30 protein-coding genes are annotated in these 17,682 nt (G+C 65.2%); all 30 read left to right on the top strand.

Annotated elements, in window-relative coordinates:
- Window positions 1-79: 79 nt before the first annotated feature.
- The 30 genes from rpsJ (at window position 80) to guaA (ending at window position 17,553) form a co-directional block, all read left to right on the top strand.
- On the top strand, window positions 80-394 hold the full coding sequence (gene rpsJ, locus L6Q21_RS07425; protein ID WP_140927701.1) for a 30S ribosomal protein S10: 315 nt from the start codon (window positions 80-82) through the stop codon (window positions 392-394).
- A 122-nt stretch (window positions 395-516) separates the two neighbouring features.
- Window positions 517-1,275 carry a 50S ribosomal protein L3 gene (rplC, locus tag L6Q21_RS07420; protein WP_237830157.1) on the top strand — a complete coding sequence of 253 codons (759 nt, stop codon included), beginning with the start codon at window positions 517-519 and terminating at the stop codon, window positions 1,273-1,275.
- The gene (rplD, locus tag L6Q21_RS07415) at window positions 1,275-1,898 is read left to right on the top strand and encodes a 50S ribosomal protein L4 (protein ID WP_237830267.1); all 624 of its coding nucleotides are present in this window, start codon (window positions 1,275-1,277) and stop codon (window positions 1,896-1,898) included. Before rplC ends, rplD begins: the two co-directional genes overlap by 1 nt.
- Window positions 1,891-2,202 (top strand): 50S ribosomal protein L23, encoded by a 312-nt coding sequence (locus L6Q21_RS07410; protein ID WP_237830156.1) that lies wholly within the window; start codon window positions 1,891-1,893, stop codon window positions 2,200-2,202. The genes rplD and L6Q21_RS07410 overlap by 8 nt, the downstream gene beginning before the upstream one ends.
- A 4-nt stretch (window positions 2,203-2,206) precedes the next feature.
- Complete coding sequence (rplB, locus tag L6Q21_RS07405; RefSeq protein WP_237830155.1) at window positions 2,207-3,043, top strand: 50S ribosomal protein L2; 837 nt, start codon at window positions 2,207-2,209, stop codon at window positions 3,041-3,043.
- A 3-nt stretch (window positions 3,044-3,046) separates the two neighbouring features.
- Window positions 3,047-3,310, top strand: a complete 264-nt coding sequence (rpsS, locus tag L6Q21_RS07400; protein WP_237830154.1) for a 30S ribosomal protein S19 — start codon at window positions 3,047-3,049, stop codon at window positions 3,308-3,310.
- Window positions 3,311-3,317: 7 nt separating this feature from the next.
- A complete protein-coding gene (rplV, locus tag L6Q21_RS07395) occupies window positions 3,318-3,710 on the top strand; it encodes a 50S ribosomal protein L22 (RefSeq protein ID WP_237830153.1) in 393 nt (130 codons plus the stop codon).
- A 1-nt stretch (window position 3,711) separates the two neighbouring features.
- Window positions 3,712-4,407: a 30S ribosomal protein S3 gene (rpsC, locus tag L6Q21_RS07390; RefSeq protein WP_237830152.1), complete on the top strand. Its 696-nt coding sequence runs from the start codon at window positions 3,712-3,714 to the stop codon at window positions 4,405-4,407.
- A gap of 60 nt (window positions 4,408-4,467) precedes the next feature.
- Window positions 4,468-4,890 (top strand): 50S ribosomal protein L16, encoded by a 423-nt coding sequence (gene rplP / locus L6Q21_RS07385; RefSeq protein WP_237830151.1) that lies wholly within the window; start codon window positions 4,468-4,470, stop codon window positions 4,888-4,890.
- A gap of 3 nt (window positions 4,891-4,893) precedes the next feature.
- Complete coding sequence (gene rpmC, locus L6Q21_RS07380; protein ID WP_237830150.1) at window positions 4,894-5,115, top strand: 50S ribosomal protein L29; 222 nt, start codon at window positions 4,894-4,896, stop codon at window positions 5,113-5,115.
- Between the two features lie 10 nt (window positions 5,116-5,125).
- Entirely contained in the window at window positions 5,126-5,389 is a 264-nt protein-coding gene (gene rpsQ / locus L6Q21_RS07375) for a 30S ribosomal protein S17 (RefSeq protein WP_237830149.1), read from the top strand.
- Window position 5,390: 1 nt separating this feature from the next.
- Window positions 5,391-5,759, top strand: a complete 369-nt coding sequence (rplN, locus tag L6Q21_RS07370) for a 50S ribosomal protein L14 (protein ID WP_237830148.1) — start codon at window positions 5,391-5,393, stop codon at window positions 5,757-5,759.
- Window positions 5,759-6,079, top strand: a complete 321-nt coding sequence (rplX, locus tag L6Q21_RS07365; protein WP_237830266.1) for a 50S ribosomal protein L24 — start codon at window positions 5,759-5,761, stop codon at window positions 6,077-6,079. Before rplN ends, rplX begins: the two co-directional genes overlap by 1 nt.
- On the top strand, window positions 6,072-6,659 hold the full coding sequence (rplE, locus tag L6Q21_RS07360) for a 50S ribosomal protein L5 (RefSeq protein WP_237830147.1): 588 nt from the start codon (window positions 6,072-6,074) through the stop codon (window positions 6,657-6,659). The genes rplX and rplE overlap by 8 nt, the downstream gene beginning before the upstream one ends.
- A 19-nt stretch (window positions 6,660-6,678) precedes the next feature.
- Complete coding sequence (gene rpsN / locus L6Q21_RS07355; protein ID WP_237830146.1) at window positions 6,679-6,984, top strand: 30S ribosomal protein S14; 306 nt, start codon at window positions 6,679-6,681, stop codon at window positions 6,982-6,984.
- Window positions 6,985-6,993: 9 nt separating this feature from the next.
- Complete coding sequence (gene rpsH, locus L6Q21_RS07350) at window positions 6,994-7,392, top strand: 30S ribosomal protein S8 (protein WP_237830145.1); 399 nt, start codon at window positions 6,994-6,996, stop codon at window positions 7,390-7,392.
- A 2-nt stretch (window positions 7,393-7,394) separates the two neighbouring features.
- Window positions 7,395-7,928, top strand: coding sequence for a 50S ribosomal protein L6 (gene rplF, locus L6Q21_RS07345; RefSeq protein ID WP_237830144.1), 534 nt, complete (start codon window positions 7,395-7,397; stop codon window positions 7,926-7,928).
- 2 nt (window positions 7,929-7,930) lie between these two features.
- Complete coding sequence (gene rplR / locus L6Q21_RS07340; RefSeq protein ID WP_237830265.1) at window positions 7,931-8,281, top strand: 50S ribosomal protein L18; 351 nt, start codon at window positions 7,931-7,933, stop codon at window positions 8,279-8,281.
- 1 nt (window position 8,282) lies between these two features.
- Window positions 8,283-9,002: a 30S ribosomal protein S5 gene (rpsE, locus tag L6Q21_RS07335; RefSeq protein WP_237830143.1), complete on the top strand. Its 720-nt coding sequence runs from the start codon at window positions 8,283-8,285 to the stop codon at window positions 9,000-9,002.
- 12 nt (window positions 9,003-9,014) lie between these two features.
- Window positions 9,015-9,200, top strand: coding sequence for a 50S ribosomal protein L30 (rpmD, locus tag L6Q21_RS07330; RefSeq protein WP_237830142.1), 186 nt, complete (start codon window positions 9,015-9,017; stop codon window positions 9,198-9,200).
- A 42-nt stretch (window positions 9,201-9,242) separates the two neighbouring features.
- On the top strand, window positions 9,243-9,725 hold the full coding sequence (gene rplO, locus L6Q21_RS07325; RefSeq protein WP_237830141.1) for a 50S ribosomal protein L15: 483 nt from the start codon (window positions 9,243-9,245) through the stop codon (window positions 9,723-9,725).
- Between the two features lie 135 nt (window positions 9,726-9,860).
- Window positions 9,861-11,213, top strand: a complete 1,353-nt coding sequence (gene secY, locus L6Q21_RS07320; RefSeq protein ID WP_237830140.1) for a preprotein translocase subunit SecY — start codon at window positions 9,861-9,863, stop codon at window positions 11,211-11,213.
- Between the two features lie 2 nt (window positions 11,214-11,215).
- Window positions 11,216-11,887, top strand: a complete 672-nt coding sequence (locus L6Q21_RS07315; RefSeq protein WP_237830264.1) for an adenylate kinase — start codon at window positions 11,216-11,218, stop codon at window positions 11,885-11,887.
- 272 nt (window positions 11,888-12,159) lie between these two features.
- Window positions 12,160-12,528 carry a 30S ribosomal protein S13 gene (rpsM, locus tag L6Q21_RS07310; RefSeq protein ID WP_237830139.1) on the top strand — a complete coding sequence of 123 codons (369 nt, stop codon included), beginning with the start codon at window positions 12,160-12,162 and terminating at the stop codon, window positions 12,526-12,528.
- Window positions 12,528-12,917: a 30S ribosomal protein S11 gene (gene rpsK / locus L6Q21_RS07305; protein WP_199553356.1), complete on the top strand. Its 390-nt coding sequence runs from the start codon at window positions 12,528-12,530 to the stop codon at window positions 12,915-12,917. The genes rpsM and rpsK overlap by 1 nt, the downstream gene beginning before the upstream one ends.
- A gap of 132 nt (window positions 12,918-13,049) precedes the next feature.
- Window positions 13,050-14,108: a DNA-directed RNA polymerase subunit alpha gene (locus L6Q21_RS07300; RefSeq protein WP_237830138.1), complete on the top strand. Its 1,059-nt coding sequence runs from the start codon at window positions 13,050-13,052 to the stop codon at window positions 14,106-14,108.
- A 119-nt stretch (window positions 14,109-14,227) separates the two neighbouring features.
- Window positions 14,228-14,644, top strand: a complete 417-nt coding sequence (gene rplQ / locus L6Q21_RS07295; RefSeq protein ID WP_237830137.1) for a 50S ribosomal protein L17 — start codon at window positions 14,228-14,230, stop codon at window positions 14,642-14,644.
- 145 nt (window positions 14,645-14,789) lie between these two features.
- On the top strand, window positions 14,790-15,446 hold the full coding sequence (locus tag L6Q21_RS07290; RefSeq protein ID WP_237830136.1) for a methyltransferase domain-containing protein: 657 nt from the start codon (window positions 14,790-14,792) through the stop codon (window positions 15,444-15,446).
- Between the two features lie 37 nt (window positions 15,447-15,483).
- Window positions 15,484-15,936: an acyl-CoA thioesterase gene (locus tag L6Q21_RS07285; RefSeq protein ID WP_237830135.1), complete on the top strand. Its 453-nt coding sequence runs from the start codon at window positions 15,484-15,486 to the stop codon at window positions 15,934-15,936.
- Between the two features lie 48 nt (window positions 15,937-15,984).
- The gene (gene guaA, locus L6Q21_RS07280; RefSeq protein WP_237830134.1) at window positions 15,985-17,553 is read left to right on the top strand and encodes a glutamine-hydrolyzing GMP synthase; all 1,569 of its coding nucleotides are present in this window, start codon (window positions 15,985-15,987) and stop codon (window positions 17,551-17,553) included.
- The last annotated feature ends 129 nt before the right edge of the window (window positions 17,554-17,682 follow it).

Below are 17,682 nucleotides of genomic sequence, written 5' to 3'. Positions count from 1 at the left end.
ACTGTCGATCCTGGTTTGAAATCGGTGGAGAGATGTCCCCTTTGGGCGATGCTCTGCCGGACTGAAAAGAGTTGGGTAAATGGAAACGCAGAATATTCGCATCCGTCTGAAGGCTTTCGACCACCGCGTGCTGGACGCCGCGACCGGAGAGATTGCCGACACTGCAAAGCGCACGGGTGCCGATGTTCGCGGTCCTATTCCCCTTCCGACCCGGATCGAGAAGTTCACGGTCAACCGCTCGCCGCACGTCGACAAGAAGTCGCGCGAGCAGTTCGAAGTCCGGACCTACAAGCGGCTGCTCGACATCGTGAAGCCGACTCCGCAGACGGTGGATGCTTTGATGAAGCTCGACCTCGCGGCGGGTGTGGATGTCGAGATCAAGCTGCAAGGCTGATCCCGGCGGATGTTTCCAAGCCCCTTCGGCGTTTTTCGAGGGGCCTCTGAGTTGGTCAAGCCTTGAAGGCGTTCGTCTCGCAAGATGCGGTGCTGGCAAGGGCCTCTGATGAAGGAAAAGAAATGCGAACCGGCGTAATCGCCAGGAAGATGGGCATGACCCGTCTGTTCCGTGAAGATGGGGTGCATGTGCCCGTCACGGTTCTGGCTCTCGAAACGAACCAGGTCGTCGCCCAGAAGACGGCCGATCGGGATGGCTATGTCGCCGTCCAGCTCGGCGCGGGCTCGGCGAAGGCCAAGAATGTGACCAAGCCCGAGCGCGGCCATTTCGCCAAGGCGGAAGTGGAGCCGAAGGCGATCCTCGCGGAATTCCCGGTGGCGGAAGACGCTCTGGTCGAAGTCGGCGCTCAGATTTCCGCCGACCATTTCGTGGTCGGCCAGCTGGTCGATGTGACCGGCGCTACCCAGGGCAAGGGCTTCGCCGGCGCCATGAAGCGCTGGGGCTTCGGCGGTCTGCGGGCCACGCACGGCGTGTCGGTTTCGCACCGTTCGCACGGTTCCACGGGCAACCGTCAGGATCCGGGCAAGGTTTTCAAGAACAAGAAGATGGCCGGCCACATGGGCGACCGGAATCGCACCCAGCAGAATCTGGAGATCGTGCTGACCGACACGGCGCGCGACCTGCTGTTCGTTCGCGGCTCGGTTCCCGGCTCCAAGGGCGGCTGGCTGCTGGTGCGCGACTCCGTGAAGGTCGATCGCCCGGCCGATGCGCCCTATCCCGCCTCGGTGAAGTCTTCGGCGCAATCGGGTGAAGCCCCGGCGGCCGAAACCCCGGCGGAAGAGGCTCCGGCCGCTGAAGCCGTTGCCGAGGAGCAAGCGTGATGAAGGTGCAAGTGAAAACGCTGGCCGGAGCGCAAGCCGGTGAGCTCGAGCTCAACCCGGAGGTCTTCGGACTGGAGCCGCGCGCCGACATCCTGCACCGCGTGGTGACCTGGCAGCTGGAAAAGCGCCGCGGCACCGCCCGCGGCGCCCGTGAGCGCTCGGACGTCGCCCGCACCGGCAAGAAGTTCGGCCGCCAGAAGGGCGGCGGAACGGCCCGTCACGGCAACCGCGCCGCGCCGCAGTTCATCGGCGGCGGCAAGGCCCATGGCCCGCGCGTGCGGGATTTCAATCCCGGCCTCAACAAGAAGGTTCGCGCGCTCGGCCTCAAGGTCGCGCTCTCGGCCAAGGCGGCCGAAGGCAAGCTCGTCGTCGTCGACAATCTGTCGCTCGACGCCGCCAAGACGCGGGCGCTGAAGGACAATCTGGTGAAGCTGGGCGTCGCGAGCGGCCTGTTCATCGATGGCGCCGCCGTGGATGTGAACTTCGCGCTCGCCAGCCGCAACCTCTACAAGGTGGACGTGCTGCCGGCTGTCGGCGCCAACGTCTACGACATCCTGAACCACGATCATCTGGTGCTGACCCGCGCCGCGGTCGAGCAACTGGAGGCGCGTTTCAATGGCTAAGGCTTCCGAAGCGATCGACCTGAAGCACTTCGACGTGGTGGTGAAGCCCATCATCACCGAGAAGTCGACCCTGGTCGGCGAGCATAACCAACTGGTGTTCGAAGTGGCGAAGACCGCTTCGAAGCCGGAGATCAAGGCGGCTGTCGAGGCGCTGTTCAACGTCAAGGTGGCGAACGTGAACACGCTTGTCCAGAAGGGCAAGACGAAGCGGTGGAAGGGCAAGCCCTACCGTCGCAACGACCTCAAGAAGGCCATCGTGACGCTGGCGGACGGCCAGTCGATCGACGTGACGACGGGTATCTGACGCCATGGCACTGAAGAATTACAACCCCACGAGCCCGGCCCGTCGCGGCCTGGTTCTCGTCGATCGCTCGGCGCTCTGGAAGGGCAAGCCGGTCAAGTCGCTCACCGAGGGCAAGACCAAGTCGGGCGGCCGCAACAACATGGGCCATGCGACGGCGCGCGGCATCGGCGGCGGGCACAAGCAGCGCTACCGGATCGTCGACTTCAAGCGGCGCATCTGGGACCAGCCGGCGACCGTCGAGCGCCTGGAATATGACCCGAACCGCTCGGCCTTCATCGCCCTGATCACCTACCCGGACGGCAAGCAGGCCTATATCCTGGCGCCGCAGCGTCTGGCGCCGGGCGACAGCGTCGTCGCCGGCAAGAAGGTGGACGTGAAGCCCGGCAACGCGATGGAGATCGGCCAGATGCCGGTCGGCACCATCGTGCACAATGTCGAGCTGAAGCCCGGCAAGGGCGGCCAGCTGGCGCGCGCCGCCGGCACCTTCATCCAGGTGGTCGGGCGCGATCGCGGCATGGTCATCATCCGCCTGAACTCGGGCGAGCAGCGCTATGTCCGTTCGGATTGCATGGCGACGGTCGGCGCGGTTTCGAACCCCGACAACTCGAACCAGAATCTGGCCAAGGCCGGCCGCAACCGCTGGCTGGGCATCCGCCCGCTGACGCGCGGCGTGGCCAAGAACCCGGTCGACCACCCGCACGGCGGTGGTGAAGGCCGCACCTCGGGCGGCCGCCATCCGGTCACTCCGTGGGGCAAGCCGACCAAGGGGGCCAAGACCCGTTCGAACAAGGCGACGGACAAGATGATCATCCGTTCGCGGCACGCGAAGAAGAAGAGGTAAGCGATGGCACGTTCCGTCTGGAAAGGCCCGTTCGTCGAACTGAGCCTGCTCAAGAAGGTGGAAGCCGGTGCCCGTGGCCCGATCAAGACCTGGTCACGTCGCTCCACCATCCTTCCGCAATTCGTTGGCCACACGTTCAGCGTCTACAACGGCAAGAAGTTCGTGCCGGTGTCGGTGTCCGAGGAAATGGTCGGCATGAAGCTGGGTGAGTTCGCGCCGACGCGCAGCTTCCCGGGCCATGCCGCCGACAAGAAGTCGAAGAGGTAAGGCTAAGATGTCGAAACCTGTAGCAGGTCGCAAGGTAGGGGAGCGCGAGGCGCTCGCCGTTGCGACGACCGTGCGGGGCAGCCCGTACAAGCTGAACCTGGTGGCCGGCCTCATTCGCGGCAAGAACGCCGGCGAAGCCGTCACCGCGCTGACCTTCTCGTCGAAGGCGATGGCCGTCGACGTGAAGAAGTGCCTTCAGTCGGCGATCGCCAACGCGGAAAACAACCACAATCTCGACATCGATCGGCTGTGGGTGAAGGAAGCGTCGGTCGGCAAGTCGATCAGCATGAAGCGGTTCGCCACGCGCGCCCGCGGCCGTTCGGCGCGGATCGTGAAGCCCTTCTCGCGGCTTCGCATCGTGGTTCAGGAACGTGACGTGACGGAAGAAGGGCAGGCATAATATGGGTCAGAAATCCTCTCCCATCGGGCTTCGCCTGCAGATCAACCGCACCTGGGACAGCCGCTGGTACGCCGAAGGCGACGACTACGGCCGCCTGCTGCTGGAAGATCTGAAGATCCGCCAGTTCGTGCTGAAGGCGCACCCGCAGGCCGCCATTTCGAAGGTGGTGATCGAGCGTCCGGCAAAGCTGTGCCGCGTGTCCATCTATGCCGCGCGCCCTGGCGTGATCATCGGCAAGAAGGGCGCCGACATCGAGAAGCTGAAGAAGGCGATCGGCGCGATGACGAAGAGCGAAGTCTCGCTCAACATCGTCGAAATCCGCAAGCCCGAGATCGACGCCAAGCTGATCGCGCAAGGCATCGCCGACCAGCTGGAGCGCCGGGTGGCCTTCCGCCGCGCCATGAAGCGCGCCGTGCAGTCCGCCCAGCGTCTCGGCGCCGAAGGCATCAAGATCACCAGCGGCGGCCGTCTGGGCGGCGCGGAGATCGCGCGCACGGAAACCTACCGCGAAGGCAAGGTTCCGCTGCACACGCTGCGCGCCAATGTCGATTATGCCGAAGCCCAGGCCCACACGGCCTATGGCGTCTGCGGTATCAAGGTCTGGGTGTACAAGGGCGAGATCCTTGGCCACGACCCGATGGCGCAGGACCGGCTCATGATGGAATCCCAAACGTCGGGTGTTCGGCCCGCTCGATAAGCGACGCTTCATAAGCGTCGCCTTATCGGGGGCTAATTCCCTGTCTGAAGGCGAAAGAAAATGCTGCAACCGAAACGGACCAAGTTCCGCAAGGCCTTCAAGGGCCGTATCCATGGGGACGCCAAGGGCGGAACCGCGCTCAACTTCGGCGCCTTTGGCCTGAAGGCGCTGGCGCCCGAGCGGATCACCGCGCGCCAGATCGAAAGCGCCCGCCGCGCGATCACCCGCCACATGAAGCGCCAGGGGCGCCTCTGGATCCGCATCTTCCCGGACGTTCCCGTGTCCTCGAAGCCGGCCGAAGTCCGCATGGGCTCGGGCAAGGGCAACCCGGAATATTGGGCGGCGCGGGTGAAACCCGGCCGGATCATGTTCGAGATCGACGGCGTGAGCCACGAAGTGGCCGCCGGTGCGTTTGAACGCGCCGCCGCCAAGCTTCCCATCAAGGTGAAGATGGTGACGCGCCTCGGCGAGCAGAAGGACTGAGCCATGGCCAAGCCGGAATATAACAAGAGCTCGGACGCCGAGCTGGCGGGTGAGCTCAGCGCGCTGAAGCGCGAGCAGCTGAACCTGCGCTTCCAGGCTGCGACGCAGCAGCTGGAGAAGCCGAGCCGGGTGAAGGAGGTGCGCCGCAGCATCGCCCGCATCCAGACCGAACAGAACGCCCGCGCCCGGAAAACCGATTCCGCCGCGCAGGCGGCTGAAGCCTGAGGAGAATACCATGCCCAAGCGCGTGCTTCAGGGGACGGTGGTCTCCGACAAGACGGACAAGACGGTGGTGGTGCTGGTGGAGCGCAAGGTGTCTCACCCGCTCTACGGCAAGATCATCCGTCGTTCGAAGAAATATCATGCCCATGACGAAGCCAACCTCATCAAGGAAGGCGACATCGTGCGGATCGAGGAATGTGCGCCTCTCAGCAAGCTGAAGACGTGGCGCGTGATCGAGAAGGTGGCGACTTCGGGCGTCGCCGAGAAGGTGGCCTGAGATGATTCAGATGCAGACCAGGCTCGATGTCGCGGACAATTCGGGCGCCAAGGAAGTGATGTGCATTAAGGTGCTCGGCGGTTCCAAGCGCCGCTTCGCCGGCGTGGGCGACGTGATCGTCGTCTCGGTGAAGGAAGCCGCGCCCAAGGGCCGCGTGAAGAAGGGGGACGTGCACCGCGCCGTCGTCGTTCGCACCGCCAAAGACATCCGCCGCCCGGACGGGTCGGTGATCCGCTTCGATGGCAACGCCGCCGTCCTCATCAACAAGAATGAGGAGCCGATCGGCACCCGCATCTTCGGCCCCGTGGTGCGCGAGCTGCGCTCGACCGGCCATATGAAGATCATTTCGCTCGCCCCGGAGGTGTTGTGATGTCCATGGCGAAAATCAAGAAGGGTGACCGCGTCATCGTTCTCACCGGCAAGGACAAGGGCCGCGAAGGTGAGGTGGTGAAGGCGCTTCCGAAGGAAGGCAAGGTCGTCGTGTCGGGCGTGAACATGATTTCGCGCCACACCAAGCCGAGCCAGGCCGATCCGGAAGGCGGCATCAAGCAGCGCGAAGCTGCGATCGACGTTTCCAACGTGGCGATCAAGGATCCGAAGACGGGCAAGGCTGCCCGCGTCGGTTTCGAAGTGCGCGACGGCAAGAAGGTTCGGGTCCTGAAGGGCTCGGGTGAGGTGCTCAATGGCTGAAGGACGCGCTAAGCCCCGGATGCAGGCTCTCTACGAAGAGCGCATCAAGGCGGCGATGACCGAAGAGTTCGGGTACAAGAACCCGATGCAGATCCCGAAGATCGAGAAGATCGTGATCAACATGGGCGTCGGCGAGGCGACCCAGGACAAGAAGAAGGTCGAGATCGCGGCCGCCGAAATGATGGCGATCGCCGGCCAGAAGCCTGTCGTGACCCGCGCCAAGAAGTCGATCGCGCAGTTCAAGCTGCGCGAAGGCATGCCGATCGGCTGCAAGGTGACGCTCCGCCGCGACCGCATGTTCGAGTTCCTGGACCGGCTGATCACCATCGCGCTTCCCCGCGTGAAGGATTTCCGCGGCGTGAACCCGAAGAGCTTCGACGGCCGTGGCAACTACGCCATGGGCCTGAAAGAGCAGATCATCTTCCCGGAAGTGCCCTACGACAAGATCGACAAGATCCGGGGCATGGACATCATCATCACCACCACCGCCGGAACCGACGACGAAGCCCGCGCGCTTCTGCGCCACTTCGGTATGCCTTTTGTTGGCGACGCGGAAGCGCGCCAGCAGGCAGCGGCCTGAGACACGAGGAACTTAAGTCATGGCGAAACTGAGTTCTGTGAACAAGAACGAGCGTCGCAAGGCGCTGGTCAAGCAATATGCGGCGAAGTTCGAGAAGCTGAAGCAGATCGCGAACGACGAAACGCGCGACGAGGGCGAGCGCCTGATGGCCCGCCTGAAGCTCGCGGAACTGCCGCGCAACGCGAACCCGACCCGGGTGCGGAACCGCTGCGAGCTGACGGGGCGCAGCCGCGCCTATTATCGCAAGTTCAAGCTGTCGCGGGTGATGCTGCGGGAACTGGGCAACAAGGGCCTGATCCCCGGCCTCACGAAGTCGAGCTGGTAAGGGCAAGACATGAACATGACCGATCCCTTGGGTGATATGCTCACCCGCATCCGCAACGGCCAGTCCGCGAAGAAGGACAGCGTGCTGACACCCGCGTCCCGCTTGAGGGCGAGCGTGCTCGACGTGCTGCAGCGCGAAGGCTATATCCGCGGCTACTCGCGTGAGGAAACGGGCGGCCCGACGCCGACCATCCGCATCGAGCTGAAATATTTCGAAGGCCAGCCGGCGATCCAATACGTCTCGCGCGTGTCGAAGCCCGGCCGTCGTGTCTATGCCGGCGCGCAGGAACTGCCGCGGGTCAAGAACGGCCTTGGAATCACCATTGTCTCGACGCCGAAGGGCGTTCTCTCCGACGCGGAAGCGCGGACCGAGAATGTCGGCGGCGAAGTTCTCTGCCAGGTGTTCTGATCATGAGCCGCATCGGTAAGAAACCCGTGACCATCCCGGCCGGCGTCCAGGCGTCGATCAACGGTGGTATCATCGAAGTGAAGGGCCCGAAGGGCACCCTTTCCATGCCGCTCGTGGAGGACATCGCCTACATCATCGAAGGCAATGAGATCCAGGTGAACCCGGCGAACGAGACCAAGCGCGCCCGCGCCTTCTGGGGCATGCAGCGCACCATGGTGTCGAACCTTGTGGTGGGCGTCTCCGACGGCTTCACCAAGGTGCTGGAAATCACCGGCGTCGGCTATCGCGCGTCCGTGCAGGGCAAGACCCTGAAGCTGCAGCTCGGCTTCAGCCACGACGTGAACTACGATATCCCGGAAGGCATCACGATCAAGACGCCCGACCAGACGACGGTCGAGATCAGCGGCTCCGACCGGCAGAAGGTCGGCCAGGTCGCCGCCGAGATCCGCCGCTGGCGCAAGCCCGAGCCCTATAAGGGCAAGGGGATCAAGTATCGCGGCGAGTTCATCTTCCGCAAGGAAGGGAAGAAGAAGTAATGGTGAAGCATCTTTCCCCGTTCCAGGCCCGTCGGCGCCGCGTGCGCACGGCCCTCGTTTCCAGGGCCGGTGGCCGTCCCCGCCTGTCGGTGCATCGCACCGGGCTGCACATCTACGCGCAGGTGATCGACGACGCGCAGGGCCGCACGCTCGCTGCCGCCTCGACGCTGGAGAAGGATTTCTCCGGCACGGGCGCTTCGGTCGCGGCGGCTGCCACCATCGGCAAGCTGCTGGCCGAGCGCGCGAAGGCGGCCGGTGTCTCCAAGGTCGTGTTCGACCGTGGCGGCTTCCTGTTTCATGGTCGGGTGAAGGCTCTGGCCGATGCCGCCCGCGAAGGCGGACTGGAGTTCTGAGATGGCCGACGAAGTGATCCAAACCGAAGCACCCGCGGCCGAAGGCGGCCAGCAGGAAGAGCGTCGCGGCCGTGGCCGTGGCCGTGGTGGCCCGGGCGGCGACCGCGGCGGTCCGGGCGGCCGTGGCGGCCGCGACGGCGACCGCCGCCGCCGCGACCCGCGCCAGAGCGAGGCCGACGAAGGCCCCGAGCTGATCGAGAAGCTGGTGCACATCAACCGCGTCTCGAAGACGGTGAAGGGCGGCAAGCGCTTCGGCTTCGCGGCCCTGGTGGTCGTCGGCGACGGCAAGGGCCGTGTCGGCTTCGGCCATGGCAAGGCGCGCGAAGTGCCGGAAGCCATTTCCAAGGCGACCGCGGCGGCCAAGAAGGCGATGATCCGCGTGGCGCTGCGCGAAGGCCGCACGCTGCACCATGACGGCTATGGCCATTTCGGCGCCGGCAAGGTGCATGTCCGCTCGGCGACGCCGGGGACCGGAATCATCGCCGGCGGCCCGATGCGCGCCGTCTTCGAAAGCCTGGGCGTGGCCGATGTCGTCTCCAAGTCGACCGGCTCGAACAACCCCTACAACATGGTGCGCGCGACCTTCGCGGCGCTCGAAGGGCAGACCTCGCCCCGCACGGTCGCCCAGCGGCGCGGCAAGAAGGTGGCCGACCTGCTGGCCCGCCGTGGCGACATCTCGCCCGCGCAGGCCCAGGCCGACGCCGACGCGGTCGTCGCCTGAGGAGAATGAGCAATGGCTGATACGAAAACGCTGAAGGTCACGCAGATCGGCTCGCCGATCCGCCGCACCAAGGACCAGCGGGCCACCCTCGTCGGGCTCGGCCTCAACAAGATGAACCGGACGCGGGAACTGCAGGACACCCCCGAGGTGCGCGGCATGATCGCCAAGGTGCAGCATATGGTGAAGGTGGAGGGCTAAGGCTCTCCCCGTCACGGCGCGTAGAAAGCGAAAGCGAGTGCAATGACCAAACTGAATGAAATCAACGACAACCCCGGCGCCCGCAAGGATCGCGTGCGCGTCGGCCGCGGCATCGGCTCCGGCGTCGGCAAGACCGGCGGTCGCGGCCAGAAGGGCCAGAAGAGCCGTTCGGGCGTCGCCATCAAGGGCTTCGAAGGCGGCCAGATGCCGCTGCACATGCGCCTGCCGAAGCGCGGCTTCAACAAGCCGAACCGCCGCGAATACAGCGAAGTCAACATCGGCGCCCTGCAGCGCGCGGTGGACGAAGGCCGTCTCGACGTGGCGGTGGCGGTCGATGTGGCGGCGCTTCAGGCGGCCGGCCTCGTCACCCAGCCGAAGGACGGCGTGCGCCTTCTCGGCAAGGGCGAACTGAAGGCCAAGCTCGACCTGCATGTGGCCGGCGTCACCAAGACGGCGCAGGCCGCCGTGGAAGCGGCCGGCGGCACGGTCACGCTGCCGGCGAAGAAGGCTGCCCCGGAAGCCTGAGGCCCGGAAGCCTCAGGTTTAAAGCCGGAAGGCTTTCTGCTGACTGACGGGCTTTTCTTGCGCGGGTCGAGCGCCTACATCAGCGCAGATGTTGGCGCCCGGCCCGCCGGGTCCGGCCCCTGATAGGAAGAGACCATGGCGACAGCCGCCGACACGCTTGCCCAGAATCTGAGCTTCGCCAACTTCTCCAAGGCGACCGACCTCAAGAAGCGCCTGTGGTTCACCATAGGCGCTCTCATCGTTTTCCGGCTCTGCTCCTTCGTGCCGCTGCCCGGAATCGACCCGCAGGCGCTTTCCCAGCTGTTCACCCAGACGGCGGGCGGAATGCTCGACTTCGTGAACATGTTCTCGGGCGGCGCGCTGGAGCGGATGTCGATCATCGCGCTCGGCATCATGCCCTACATCACTGCCTCCATCGTGGTGCAGCTGATGGGCTCCATCTACGAGCCGTGGAAGGCGCTGAAGAAGGAAGGCGAAAGCGGCCGCAAGAAGCTGAACCAATATACCCGCTTCGGCACCGTCGTCCTCACCATCTTCCAGGGCTATGGGATCGCCGTCGGCCTCGAAAGCTGGGGCGCGTCCGCCGGGGCTTCGGCGGTGATCGATCCGGGCTGGTTCTTCCGCATCTCCACCATCATCACGCTGCTGGGCGGCACCATGTTCCTGATGTGGCTGGGCGAGCAGATCACCAGCCGCGGCATCGGCAACGGCATTTCGCTCATCATCATGGCGGGCATCGTCGCCCAGATCCCGATGGCGCTCGGCGGCCTTCTGGAGCAGGGGCGCACCGGCGCCATCTCGCCCGGCTTCATCATGGTCATCATCGTGCTGGCGCTGGCCGTGGTCGCCTTCATCTGCCTGATGGAGCGCGCGCAGCGGCGAATCCCCATTCAATATCCCAAGCGCCAGGTCGGCAACCGCATGTTCCAGGGCGACAGCTCGCACCTGCCGCTGAAGCTGAACACGGCGAACGTCATCCCGCCGATCTTCGCCTCGTCGCTGCTGCTTCTGCCGCTGACCATCGCCCAGTTCATGGGCCAGGAAGGCGGCCCGGAATGGCTGCTGTCGGTGACGACCGCGCTGCAGCACGGCGCGCCGCTCTACATGGCGCTCTACGCGGCCGGAATCATCTTCTTCAGCTTCTTCTACACCGCCGTCGTCTTCAACCCGGAGGAAACGGCCGACAATCTGAAGAAGCACGGCGGCTTCGTGCCCGGCATCCGCCCCGGCGAGAAGACGGCCGTCTACCTGGACTATGTGCTGACTCGAATCACCGTCGTCGGCGCCGCCTATCTGACATTCGTCTGCCTTATGCCGGAGTTCCTGATCAGCCGCATGGCCGTGCCCTTCTATTTGGGCGGCACCTCCCTGTTGATCGTCGTCAATGTGACGATGGACACGGTGGCGCAGATTCAGGGGCATTTGCTGGCGCACCAATATGAAGGCCTCATCAAGAAGGCCAAGCTGAGGACCGGAGGACGACGTTGACGATCGAAGGGGGCAAGACGGCCGCGAACATCATCCTGCTGGGGCCTCCGGGCGCCGGGAAGGGCACGCAGGCGCAACGGCTGGTGGCCGAGCGCGGCATGGTGCAGCTTTCCACCGGGGACATACTGCGCGCCGCGGTGAAGGCCGGAACCGAAGTCGGAAAGATGGCCGACGAGATCATGAAGGCCGGCAAGCTGTTCCCCGACGAGCTGATGGGCGAAATCCTCGGCGAGCATCTGGACGGGATCCCGCTGGAAAAGGGCGTGATCTTCGACGGCTACCCCCGCACCGCGCGGCAGGCCGAGCTGCTGGACGGGCTGCTCTCCTCGCGCGGCCGCACGCTCGACCATGTGATCGAGCTGGAGGTGGACGAGGATGCGCTGGTCGACCGCATCACCGGCCGCTACACCTGCGCGAAATGCGGCGAAGGCTATCACGACCGCTACAAGCAGCCGCAGGTAGCGGGCGTCTGCGACAAGTGCGGCGGTACCGAATTCAAGCGCCGCCCGGACGACAATGAGGAAACCGTGCGCACGCGCATGGCCGAGTATCGCGCCAAGACGGCGCCGATCCTCCCCATCTATGCGGAGCGCGGGCTCGTCCGGCGCGTGGACGGCATGGCCGACATGGGCGCGGTGGGCGAAGCCATCGCCGCTTATCTCGACGGCCGCTGACAGGGCCAAAGGGCGGGGCAGGGCGGCCAAGGCTTCTCCTTCCGGCCCGGCGCGCTATCCGCCCGACGAATATGGCTTGACAGCCGGCTGAAATTCGCCGTGCGCGCTTGACACAAGCCGCCCGGCCCTTTAGCGACGCTGCTTCCGATTCCCGCGCGCGAGCAGCTTGGCCCCCGGACCGTTCCGGCGGCAGGATTTTGGTGTTGCGGGAAGGCGGCACGCATAGAGATGGGGCGCCCCGCCCAAGGCGCCCTGTGGAGCAGGAGCAGTTTGTGGCACGTATTGCAGGGGTCAACATCCCCACCAACAAGCGCGTGGAAATCGCGCTGACCTATATTCACGGAATCGGCCGCACGCGCGCCAGGGAAATCACCCAGAAGCTGGGCTTCCCGCCCGAGCGCCGCGTGCAGGACCTGACCGACGCCGAAGTCCTTTCGATCCGCGAGACCATCGACCGCGACTATGTGGTGGAAGGCGACCTTCGCCGCGACACGGCGATGAGCATCAAGCGGCTGATGGACCTGGCCTGCTACCGTGGCCTGCGTCACCGCAAGGGCCTGCCGGTCCGCGGCCAGCGCACCCACACCAACGCCCGCACCCGCAAGGGCAAGGCCAAGCCGATCGCAGGGAAGAAGAAGTAATGGCACGCGCACCCGAAAGGCTGAAGCGCCGCGAGCGCAAGAACATCACGGCCGGCGTCGCGCATGTGAACGCCAGCTTCAACAACACCATGATCACCATCACCGACGCGCAGGGCAATGCGATTGCCTGGTCGTCGGCCGGCACCATGGGCTTCAAGGGCAGCCGCAAGTCGACGCCCTACGCCGCCCAGGTCGCCGCCGAAGACGCCGGCAAGAAGGCCGCCGAGCATGGAGTCCGCACCCTCGAAGTCGAGGTGAAGGGGCCGGGTTCGGGCCGCGAATCGGCGCTTCGCGCGCTGCAGGCGGTCGGCTTCCAGATCACGTCCATCCGCGACGTGACCTCCATCCCGCACAACGGGGTGCGCCCGCCGAAGCGCCGTCGGGTCTGACGATGGGTTGCCGGGCCGGCGGCAACGCCGGGCCGGACAGGCGCGCCGTCCGTGGGCGCGCCGGTGTAGGCACGAAACAGGCGGTCCGTCCCGGGCACTGGTTGTGGGGCGAGCCGCAAAAGCGAAGGTGAGATGAACGTGTCAGCAGCCTATGCGAAGAACTGGCAGGAACTGAAGAAGCCGAACGCGCTGGAAGTGAAGTCCGGCGGCAGCCGCGCCCGCAAGCTGTTCGTGGCCGAGCCGCTGGAGCGGGGCTTCGGCCTGACGCTCGGCAACGCGCTGCGCCGGGTGCTGCTGTCGAGCCTGCAGGGCGCGGCGGTGACGGCGATCAAGATCGACGGGGCGCTGCACGAATTCTCCTCGCTGCCGGGCGTGCGCGAGGATCTGACCGACATCGTGCTGAACGTGAAGCAGATCGTCGTGAAGATGCAGGGCGACCAGGTGAAGCGCCTGTCGCTGTCGGCCTCCGGCCCCGGCGAAGTGACGGCCGGCCAGATCGCGGTTTCGGGCGACATCGAGATTTCGAACCCCGATCTCGTCATCTGCACGCTGGACGAAGGCGCGACCTTCAACATGGAACTGACGGTGCAGACGGGGAAGGGCTATGTCCCCGCCGCGCAGAACCGCCCGGCCGACGCGCCGATCGGCCTGATCCCGGTGGACGCGCTCTACTCGCCGGTGCGGCAGGTGGCCTACAAGGTGGAACCCACCCGCGTCGGCCAGGACCTCGACTATGACAAGCTGACGCTGACGGTCGAGACCGACGGTTCGGTGCCGGCGGAAGATGCGGTCGGCTATGCCGCGCGCATCCTGCAGGACCAGCTGCAGCTGTTCATCAACTTCGAGGAGCCGGTCGCCCGCCCGATCGCCGCGGCGCCGGTCGCCGGCGGCGTGGTGGCGGAAGAGCCGACCGACGTGATGATGAACCGCAACCTCCTGAAGAAGGTGGACGAGCTGGAGCTTTCGGTGCGGTCGGCGAACTGCCTGAAGAACGACAACATCATCTACATCGGCGACCTGGTGCAGAAGAGCGAGCCGGAAATGCTCCGCACGCCGAACTTCGGCCGCAAGTCGCTGAACGAGATCAAGGAAGTGCTGGCCTCCATGGGCCTGCGCCTCGGCATGGATATCCCCGGCTGGCCGCCGGAGAATATCGAGGATCTCGCGAAGAAGCTCGAACAGGAATTCTGATACACGCCCGGCCGGCGGGGCTGAACCCCGCCGGCCGGCAAAACCCCAAAGGGGCCTCGGGGTAAGGAGGCCTGGCTCGGAGTACCTTGCACGGCTCCCCGACGAACGGAGAATGGATCATGCGTCATAAAGTTGCCCACCGGAAGCTCGGCCGGACCACCGAGCATCGCATGGCGATGCTGAAGAACATGTCGGCCAGCCTCATCAAGCATGAGCAGATCACCACCACGCTGCCCAAGGCGAAGGAACTTCGCCCCTATATCGAAAAGCTGGTGACCCTCGCCAAGAAGGGCGGCCTTTCCAACCGCCGCCTCGCCGACGCCCGCCTGCAGGACGACGCGCAACTGGTGAAGCTGTTCGAGGTGCTGGCCCCGCGCTACGCCGACCGCCAGGGCGGTTATGTGCGCGTGCTGAAGGCCGGCTTCCGCGCCTCCGACCAGGCCGCCATGGCGGTCATCGAGTTCGTGGACCGCGACGTCAGCGCCAAGGGCCAGGATTCCGGCCCCGTCCAGAGCGAGGATGCCGTCGAGGCCTGAGACTATTCAAATCTGTTCATGGGCGGGCTGGACAATGTTCAGTCCGCCTTTTTTCTGTTACGCAGTCTCCCTGTATAGAGTCTCGACTACGGGGGGGTAGGGTGTGACTGGTGATACAAAGGGGCATGGCAAGTGGCTGGACAATATGTCCGCCCATTTTCGGGACGCCCGAAATATCGATCTCAGAGGCTTTATTGAAAAGGCGCGGTTGGCACGCGGCGGCGAGGGCCCATTCCGGATCATCGATTTGGGCGGAACCTTCGCATACTGGCGCCAGGTCGGCGTCGAATTTCTGGAGCGGAACGACATCGTCGTCACCTGCGTGAACCATGTCGAAAGCGAGCTGGCGTCAAATCAGAGCACAACAGAGCGCCTCAATGCGGAAACGGGAAATGCCTGCGATCTGGCGCACTATGCCGACAACAGCTTCGACATGGTGCACAGCAATTCCGTCATCGAGCATGTGGGCCGGTTTCCGGAAATGGCGGCCTTCGCCCGGGAGGTTCAGCGCCTGGCGCCGAGCTACTATGTGCAGACACCTTATGCCGGATTTCCGCTGGACCCGCATTCGCCGCGCCTGCCATTCTACCACTGGCTGCCCGAAAGCCTGAGGCTGAAAGCGCAACGGCGAATCAAGGTGGGCTGGAGCCCGCCGGTGAAGGATGTGGCACATGCGATGCGCCATGTGGACGGCGTGGCGCTTCTGGAACGAACGAGGTTCTATTATCTGTTTCCAGACGCTACACACAGATTCGAGCGTCTGCTCCTGCTGCCGAAGTCGATGATAGCAGAACGGCTCTGAACCACTTCAGGGCGCAGATTGAAGAAAGAGAAAACCAATGGCTGGCCGGGCACCGTTGCGTGGCAGGAAAAATTATCGCGCCTGGCGCCCGATCGCCACGCGCTGGATGGACAATGACGTTTACGGGCATGTGAACAACGTCGTCTATTACAGCTTCTTCGACACCGCCGTGAACGCCTGGCTGGTGGAGAAGGGCCTCCTCGACATCGAGAAAGGCCCGATCATCGGCCTGGTGGCGGAAACCGCCTGCACCTATGCCCGTCCCGTCGCCTTCCCGCAGGAAGTGCAGGCGGGAATCGCCGTCAGCCGCATCGGCAACAGTTCGGTGCGCTACGAAGTCGGGCTGTTCGTGCAGGGCGCGCAGGAGCCGGCGGCCCAGGGCTTCTTCGTCCATGTCTATGTGGACCGCGCCACGCGGCGCCCGAAGCCGCTGGACGACAAGTGGCGGAACATCCTCGCGGAGATCGAGGGCCAGGCCGAGGAAGACTGAACCCCGCCCCCACTGGCGTCGGGGCGATTCGGGCCTTATGGGCTCGCCATGTCGATCTCCGCCGAAGCCCAAGCCAACACCGTCCTGATTCTCGACTTCGGGAGCCAGGTCACCCAGCTCATCGCCCGCCGCGTGCGCGAGGCGCATGTCTATTGCGAAGTGGTGCCCTTCCACGCGGCTGCGGCCGCTCTGGAACGGCTGCGGCCCAAGGCCATCATCCTCTCCGGCGGCCCGGCCAGCGTCACCGAGGCCAGCAGCCCGGAACTGCCGCCGCAGGTGCTGGAAGCCGGCGTGCCGGTGCTCGGCATCTGCTACGGCCAGCAGGCGATGGTGAAGGCGCTGGGCGGGCGCGTCCTCCCCGGCAGCACCCGCGAGTTCGGCCGCGCCGAAGTGCGCGTGGTGGCACCCTGCCGCCTGTTCGAAGGCGTCTGGTCGGACGGCGCCGAACATCTGGTCTGGATGAGCCACGGCGACCGGGTGGACAGCCTGCCCGAGGGCTTCGAAGTGGTGGCAGCCTCCGAAGGCGCCCCTTTCGCCTTCATCGCCAACGAGGCGCGCGGGCTCTACGGCGTGCAGTTCCACCCGGAAGTGGTGCACACGCCGGACGGCCGGGCGCTGATCGAGAATTTCGTGCTGAAGGTGGCCGGCGCGAAGCCGGTCTGGAGCATGGCGAGCTTCCGCGAAACCAAGATCGCCGAAATCCGCGCCCAGGTCGGCGCCGGCAGGGTGATCTGCGGCCTGTCGGGGGGGGTGGATTCCGCGGTCGCCGCCGTCCTCATCCACGAGGCGATCGGCGAGCAGCTCACCTGCGTCTTCGTCGACCATGGTCTGATGCGCCTCAACGAGGCGGCCGAAGTCGTCCGCCTGTTCCGTGACCATTACAACATCCCTCTGGTGGCGGTGGACGCCAGCGAAACCTTCCTCGGCGGACTTTCGGGCGTCACCGACCCGGAAGCCAAGCGCAAGTTCATCGGCAAGACCTTCATCGACGTCTTCGAGGCGGAGGCGAAGAAGATCGGCGGCGCGAAGTTCCTGGCGCAGGGCACGCTTTACCCGGACGTGATCGAAAGCGTCAGCTTCACCGGCGGCCCCTCGGTCACCATCAAGAGCCACCACAATGTCGGCGGCCTGCCGGAACGCATGGACATGCAGCTGGTCGAGCCGCTGCGCGAACTGTTCAAGGACGAGGTCCGGGCTCTGGGCCGCGAACTGGGCCTGCCCGACGCCTTCGTCGGCCGCCACCCCTTCCCGGGGCCGGGCCTCGCCATCCGCATCCCCGGCGAGGTCACGCAGGAGGCTTGCGACATCCTGCGCCAGGCCGACGCCGTCTATCTGGAGGAAATCCGCGCCGCCGGCCTCTACGACGAGATCTGGCAGGCGTTTGCGGTTCTGCTTCCCGTCCGCACGGTGGGGGTGATGGGCGACGGCCGCACCTACGACCGCGTCTGCGGCCTGCGCGCGGTCACCTCGGTGGACGGCATGACAGCGGATGTCTTCCCCTTCGAATCCGCTTTCCTCAGCCGCGTCGCCACCCGCATCGTGAACGAGGTGCGCGGCATCAACCGCGTGGTCTACGACTATACCTCGAAGCCCCCCGGCACCATCGAGTGGGAGTGAATTAAGGTCGTTTCAGACCGTCTCGCTCCGTGCTGAAGATCGCACCAACTCTTTGACTGACAAGGTTTTTTCTTCCTACCCCGTATCACTGCATGTCACCCCAGCCGAGCCACTTTGTTGGTATCGATG

Origin of the sequence: Sandaracinobacteroides sayramensis (genome assembly GCF_022014495.1) — a bacterium.
GTDB lineage: Bacteria > Pseudomonadota > Alphaproteobacteria > Sphingomonadales > Sphingomonadaceae > Sandaracinobacteroides > Sandaracinobacteroides sayramense.
The sequence above is the reverse complement of the archived record's forward strand: the minus strand, read 5'-3'. Positions and strand labels throughout refer to the sequence as shown.

Excerpts from the sequence above, each read along its gene's own strand:
- L6Q21_RS07410 (WP_237830156.1), top strand. The coding sequence starts at position 1,891 with ATGGCTAAGGCTTCCGAAGCGATCGACCTGAAGCACTTCGACGTGGTG.
- rpsS (WP_237830154.1), top strand. The coding sequence starts at position 3,047 with ATGGCACGTTCCGTCTGGAAAGGCCCGTTCGTCGAACTGAGCCTGCTC.
- L6Q21_RS07285 (WP_237830135.1), top strand. The coding sequence starts at position 15,484 with ATGGCTGGCCGGGCACCGTTGCGTGGCAGGAAAAATTATCGCGCCTGG.
- rplC (WP_237830157.1), top strand. The coding sequence starts at position 517 with ATGCGAACCGGCGTAATCGCCAGGAAGATGGGCATGACCCGTCTGTTC.
- rplO (WP_237830141.1), top strand. The coding sequence starts at position 9,243 with ATGACCAAACTGAATGAAATCAACGACAACCCCGGCGCCCGCAAGGAT.
- rpmC (WP_237830150.1), top strand. The coding sequence starts at position 4,894 with ATGGCCAAGCCGGAATATAACAAGAGCTCGGACGCCGAGCTGGCGGGT.
- rplE (WP_237830147.1), top strand. The coding sequence starts at position 6,072 with ATGGCTGAAGGACGCGCTAAGCCCCGGATGCAGGCTCTCTACGAAGAG.
- rpsH (WP_237830145.1), top strand. The coding sequence starts at position 6,994 with ATGAACATGACCGATCCCTTGGGTGATATGCTCACCCGCATCCGCAAC.
- rplP (WP_237830151.1), top strand. The coding sequence starts at position 4,468 with ATGCTGCAACCGAAACGGACCAAGTTCCGCAAGGCCTTCAAGGGCCGT.
- rplF (WP_237830144.1), top strand. The coding sequence starts at position 7,395 with ATGAGCCGCATCGGTAAGAAACCCGTGACCATCCCGGCCGGCGTCCAG.
- rpsK (WP_199553356.1), top strand. The coding sequence starts at position 12,528 with ATGGCACGCGCACCCGAAAGGCTGAAGCGCCGCGAGCGCAAGAACATC.
- rplB (WP_237830155.1), top strand. The coding sequence starts at position 2,207 with ATGGCACTGAAGAATTACAACCCCACGAGCCCGGCCCGTCGCGGCCTG.
- rpsE (WP_237830143.1), top strand. The coding sequence starts at position 8,283 with ATGGCCGACGAAGTGATCCAAACCGAAGCACCCGCGGCCGAAGGCGGC.
- L6Q21_RS07300 (WP_237830138.1), top strand. The coding sequence starts at position 13,050 with ATGAACGTGTCAGCAGCCTATGCGAAGAACTGGCAGGAACTGAAGAAG.
- L6Q21_RS07290 (WP_237830136.1), top strand. The coding sequence starts at position 14,790 with ATGTCCGCCCATTTTCGGGACGCCCGAAATATCGATCTCAGAGGCTTT.
- rpsN (WP_237830146.1), top strand. The coding sequence starts at position 6,679 with ATGGCGAAACTGAGTTCTGTGAACAAGAACGAGCGTCGCAAGGCGCTG.
- rpsC (WP_237830152.1), top strand. The coding sequence starts at position 3,712 with ATGGGTCAGAAATCCTCTCCCATCGGGCTTCGCCTGCAGATCAACCGC.
- secY (WP_237830140.1), top strand. The coding sequence starts at position 9,861 with ATGGCGACAGCCGCCGACACGCTTGCCCAGAATCTGAGCTTCGCCAAC.
- rpsQ (WP_237830149.1), top strand. The coding sequence starts at position 5,126 with ATGCCCAAGCGCGTGCTTCAGGGGACGGTGGTCTCCGACAAGACGGAC.
- rplX (WP_237830266.1), top strand. The coding sequence starts at position 5,759 with ATGTCCATGGCGAAAATCAAGAAGGGTGACCGCGTCATCGTTCTCACC.
- rplV (WP_237830153.1), top strand. The coding sequence starts at position 3,318 with ATGTCGAAACCTGTAGCAGGTCGCAAGGTAGGGGAGCGCGAGGCGCTC.
- guaA (WP_237830134.1), top strand. The coding sequence starts at position 15,985 with ATGTCGATCTCCGCCGAAGCCCAAGCCAACACCGTCCTGATTCTCGAC.
- rplD (WP_237830267.1), top strand. The coding sequence starts at position 1,275 with ATGAAGGTGCAAGTGAAAACGCTGGCCGGAGCGCAAGCCGGTGAGCTC.
- rpsJ (WP_140927701.1), top strand. The coding sequence starts at position 80 with ATGGAAACGCAGAATATTCGCATCCGTCTGAAGGCTTTCGACCACCGC.
- rplN (WP_237830148.1), top strand. The coding sequence starts at position 5,391 with ATGATTCAGATGCAGACCAGGCTCGATGTCGCGGACAATTCGGGCGCC.
- rplQ (WP_237830137.1), top strand. The coding sequence starts at position 14,228 with ATGCGTCATAAAGTTGCCCACCGGAAGCTCGGCCGGACCACCGAGCAT.
- rpmD (WP_237830142.1), top strand. The coding sequence starts at position 9,015 with ATGGCTGATACGAAAACGCTGAAGGTCACGCAGATCGGCTCGCCGATC.